Annotated in this window: 4 protein-coding genes and 1 pseudogene; 1 reads left to right on the plus strand and 4 read right to left on the minus strand. The window is 41.6% G+C overall.

All coding sequences use genetic code 11. The features are described 5' to 3' along the window. From PX481_RS04855 to PX481_RS04870, 4 genes and pseudogenes are all read right to left on the minus strand, one after another. Window positions 1-104 (minus strand): annotated as a pseudogene (locus PX481_RS04855) (DUF4164 domain-containing protein); the annotation flags it as partial. Window positions 105-242: 138 nt separating this feature from the next. Further along, window positions 243-1,418 (minus strand): lipid-A-disaccharide synthase-related protein, encoded by a 1,176-nt coding sequence (locus PX481_RS04860; RefSeq protein ID WP_002756902.1) that lies wholly within the window; start codon window positions 1,416-1,418, stop codon window positions 243-245. A gap of 7 nt (window positions 1,419-1,425) precedes the next feature. Further along, entirely contained in the window at window positions 1,426-1,938 is a 513-nt protein-coding gene (locus PX481_RS04865; RefSeq protein ID WP_288093834.1) for a cobalamin biosynthesis protein, read from the minus strand. A gap of 6 nt (window positions 1,939-1,944) precedes the next feature. Further along, entirely contained in the window at window positions 1,945-2,355 is a 411-nt protein-coding gene (locus tag PX481_RS04870; protein WP_002756899.1) for a M67 family metallopeptidase, read from the minus strand. A gap of 279 nt (window positions 2,356-2,634) precedes the next feature. Between PX481_RS04870 and PX481_RS04875 the strand changes: the two genes are divergently transcribed. Further along, window positions 2,635-3,112: thiamine pyrophosphate-binding protein (locus tag PX481_RS04875; protein WP_288093836.1), on the plus strand; the 478-nt coding region annotated here is incomplete at its 3' end.

Consider the following 3,112-nt stretch of genomic DNA (forward strand, 5'->3'; position numbering starts at 1 on the left):
ACATCTCTTTGTAGGGTATCGATTTTTTTGTTAACTTCCTTGATGCTGTCTTTAATTTCCTTGAGGACAGATTCAAGACTATAAGTAACAGTTTCGTTAGACATTTTGGTAACATCCCTGGGAGTAATGATAGTACAATAATTTTATTTTAATCCTAAATCTGGTTATTAAAAACTGATTATCTATTGCCTCTCCTGATATGTAGCCTATACTCAACGGATTTAGTATAACTATCTCTGCCATTACTTTTGAAAAATGCTATAAATTTCCTCGGCAATATTTCTGCTACCTCCGGACTCTCCCACTCTAATTTTGCCATTTTCTAAACATCTGTGTAAATAACGAGAATCTGCCAAAATATCAATAATTTTAACCGCGGCATTTTTAAATAAATTTACCTCCGTGGGTTTCTGTCCAATAGTTATCACCGATTCCCCTAATAAGCGCATTTGTGCCTCGGCAAAAGGGTAGGTAAATTGGGGACCAAATCCGGGTATTTGTAGGACGGGTTTTCCTAATCCCACCGCTTGTTCTACTGCTGTACCCGCCATGGCTAAACAAGCGTCACAATGGTGTAGAATATCGGCAAAAGCATCACGATAACAGCACAATAAAGCCCCATTTTTCTCTAATTTTCCCGCTCCTAAATAATGCCATCCCTCTTGTTTAGCTAAATTTTCTAAGTCGGTTTCTCTGATACTAGGAATGATAGCAGCCCGAAACTGCATCGGTTTAATTTTAACTATTTCCTCACAGACTTGTAACTGTAAAGCCAAATTACTCAAAGCTTCGGGTAAACGACTCCCCGCTAATAAAGCAATCATGGGAATTTGACGATCTAATTCTAAATCTTTACCCGTTGGTGTTAAGACATCCATAATCGGATAACCAGCAAAAATCGCTTTTTTAATACCCCGATTTTGTAGGTCTGTTGCTGTATATTTATCCCGGGTAAAAACTCTTAAACAATTCTTCGATCTTAAACATAATTTTGTCAGCAAAGGTAATTTAATTGTGCCTTCGTAATAACTGGAAGTAGAAACAATAAAAGCCACAAAGGGACGACTGGTTAAACTAGCGATCGCAATCGGCACGATATCCCCCACTGCTATCAATAAATCACAATCCTTGCTAACTTTAAAAGCTGCCTGAATTTGCTGAATAGTTAGACTAATTAATCCCGCACCAATATCCTTAATCCAATTCAAAGGATTGGTATAAATAATTCCCCCCGATGGCATAGTGGCAGTGGGGGCAATAATTGGTACTGACAATTTTTGATAAGCTTTTCCCTCTCCCACTAAAGGCAAAGCAGCTATAGATAATTGGGGCTGAATTTTTTGTAATTCCCCCAGAATTAAACTAGCATTTAAATCCTCACCATGACCATTACTAAGAAATAAAACCTGTTTAAGCATCGATTTGTTATCCTCTATATTCCCTTGCTGCCAAAGAAACCGCCACCGTCACCGATTTTGCTTCTATTTGCTTGCTGACTAGCAAAGTATCGCCCATTTTTAAAGCGGCAGCTTCAGCGACGCTAGGGGTTCCTTCTTTCTTGTTGACAATAGCTGAGGGATTGGGGACATTAATATCTCTCAACTCCTCAGCAGTAAAGGTTTTTAGTGGCAATCCTTGCTCTTGACAATAGGCAATTAAACCCCGTTCATTAGCTTTGATGTCAAGGGTGGCGATACCGGCAATAGCGGCTAAAGAGAGGTGATAACGCTTAAAAACATCCCTAATTGCCCTATCTATGACCGCTTTCTCCGTCCCACGGATGCAACCTATTCCTAGCCATAATAATCGTCCATGGCACTGCACTTTTGCCCCGGAAGGATCGGGGGAAAAACCAGGTTGGCTAAAACCGGTCCACAGGGGACCTATCCCGATTAAATCGATGGTGGGTGAGTGGAAAGCAGGGGAAGCGCTAGTCATACAAGACTATAATATTTTTACCGGTTGAAATTGTTCGCCTTCGTCCAGTTGCCAAGCTTGTAAATCGATCGCTCGTCCTGAAACTACGGAGACAATTAAATAAGTATATCCTGACCAGGCTAATTGGCGATCGATTTCCGAGGGAATGGCGGCATGATCGGGATGGGAATGATAGATACCAATAATTTCTAGCTGGTTTTCCCGCGCCGATTTTTGAGCTTGTAAAAGCACTTCTGGCGCAATACTAAAGCGGTTTTTCCTATTACCTGACCAGTTATTTTCTGTGGTTTGCACGGTGATCACTTGGGCTGCTGTTTCGGTAATTTTTCCCAAGAGTAACCCACAACATTCTTCGGGATAGGTGGATTCTGCGTGGGTGAAAATACGCTGGTAAATTTGGTCTGTAATCAGGATCATAAGGGAAAATTTTCAAAACCTATTGATGTTAGTTTGCTTTAGCTATAGGGAACTTGAAAACTGGGTGCATCTCAATTTGGTCGAAATATCTATAGGACATTTTGTCCGTACGCGATGCGCCCCTACCATTGGCGCAATAATATTATTGTAGGGACTAATTGCCTTCGCTCTCTTTTAGTAACTTCTGCATCGCTGACTTAGGAATAACTTATTCTTGGCCGGTTCCAGCCAATGTTAAATTTATCTTATTGTTCCCTAACCTTTGCACTGAACTGATAAATGTCGATCGATTTTCGCAATCTTAATACACTTTGGGGTTCTATTTTAGTCGAAACATTGGCCCGTTTGGGATTGAAGATAGGGGTGGTTTCTCCCGGATCGCGATCGACTCCTTTAACGATAGCCTTGGCAAGACATCCTCAGATTGAAGCTATTCCCATCTTAGACGAGCGCTCGGCCGCTTTTTTTGCCCTGGGATTAGCCAAACAATTATATCAACCGGTGGTTTTAGTCTGCACTTCCGGGACCGCCACGGCTAATTTTTATCCCGCAGTCATTGAAGCAAAAGAAAGTCATGTCCCTTTATTAATTCTAACCGCCGATCGCCCCCCAGAATTGCGTCATGCTCACGCCGGTCAGACTATCGATCAAGTCAAACTCTACGGTAATTATCCCAACTGGCAAGCGGAAATTAGCTGTCCTAGTGCCAATATCGAGCGTTTACGCTATCTCCGTCAAACTATCATCCACGCGTGGT

It is taken from the genome of Microcystis sp. M53603_WE2 (genome assembly GCF_030065435.1).

What these genes read in the sequence shown, in the direction of transcription:
- PX481_RS04860 (WP_002756902.1), bottom strand. Translation starts at nt 1,418, where the DNA reads ATGCTTAAACAGGTTTTATTTCTTAGTAATGGTCATGGTGAGGATTTA.
- PX481_RS04865 (WP_288093834.1), bottom strand. Translation starts at nt 1,938, where the DNA reads ATGACTAGCGCTTCCCCTGCTTTCCACTCACCCACCATCGATTTAATC.
- PX481_RS04870 (WP_002756899.1), bottom strand. Translation starts at nt 2,355, where the DNA reads ATGATCCTGATTACAGACCAAATTTACCAGCGTATTTTCACCCACGCA.